The sequence below is a fragment of the Dietzia sp. UCD-THP genome, assembly GCF_000349585.1.
GTDB classification, from domain to species: domain Bacteria; phylum Actinomycetota; class Actinomycetes; order Mycobacteriales; family Mycobacteriaceae; genus Dietzia; species Dietzia natronolimnaea_A.
Window position 1 is genome coordinate 1089 of sequence record NZ_KB714642.1, and the last position, 755, is coordinate 1843.

Annotated in this window: 2 protein-coding genes; both read right to left on the reverse strand. The window is 65.0% G+C overall.

What is annotated here, in order from left to right; translation table 11 throughout:
• Positions 1-161, reverse strand: a 161-nt coding sequence (locus H483_RS40570; protein WP_193746869.1) for a hypothetical protein, incomplete at its 3' end; no start/stop codon positions are given.
• A 2-nt stretch (positions 162-163) separates the two neighbouring features.
• A partial coding sequence (locus H483_RS39610) for a hypothetical protein (protein ID WP_017836702.1) occupies positions 164-755 on the reverse strand: 592 nt, incomplete at its 5' end.

A 755-nucleotide genomic window follows, 5' to 3' on the forward strand; every position in this document is an offset into this window, starting at 1 on the left:
GCCCTCAGTGCGCCCGGCACCCGGTAGAGGACGTTGTTCTGCACCTTGTTCTGGATCTCGGTGCCAGCCCCCGGGCTCACGGCCTGGAACGCGAACCCCGAGTCGCCGTGTACGGACTCCGTGGACAGACAGTCCGTGTAGATCAGTGACTCGAACGACATCGCTACACCCGCTTCTCGAGGATGCGCTCGCCCGCCATCAGCCACAGCAGAGGGTCCGCCACCCTGTGCGGTCGGATTCCCTGGCTGTCAGCCGTGGCCTGTCCGTAGTCGGGCTCCGCCCCGAGCGCCGAGGCCGCGAAGAACCTGTAGTTCTTATAGTTGAGTTCGAGGTGACTGAGGACGTCACCACCGCCCCAGCCGTCGATGATCGAGGCGACGTGGTCGTGGAGGTCCCTCGAGTCGTTCTCGTCGAACGCGGGGATCTGCCGTGGTGCCCTCCGCACAGCCTCGTCCGAGTCGATCTCGTCGAAGAAGGCGTCGATCTTGCTCACCACGACGGCCAGCGGCTGGGTGATCTTCTTGTTCTGCTTGACGTTGCCCGTCTCGCGGAGCATCTGGGTGACGTTCGCGAGAACCTGCTGCGGAGACACCGCGGAGAGCCGGTCGGCCGGGATGCCCTTACTGATCGCCTTGGAATGATTGGCCGGGAACTGGAACGGGTCGAGGAGCAGGATGAGCCCGTCGGCAGCTCCGAGGTAGGCGACATCCTTCGTCCCTTCGCTCGTCGCGAGGTCCTCGCCCGCCGTGTCGTAG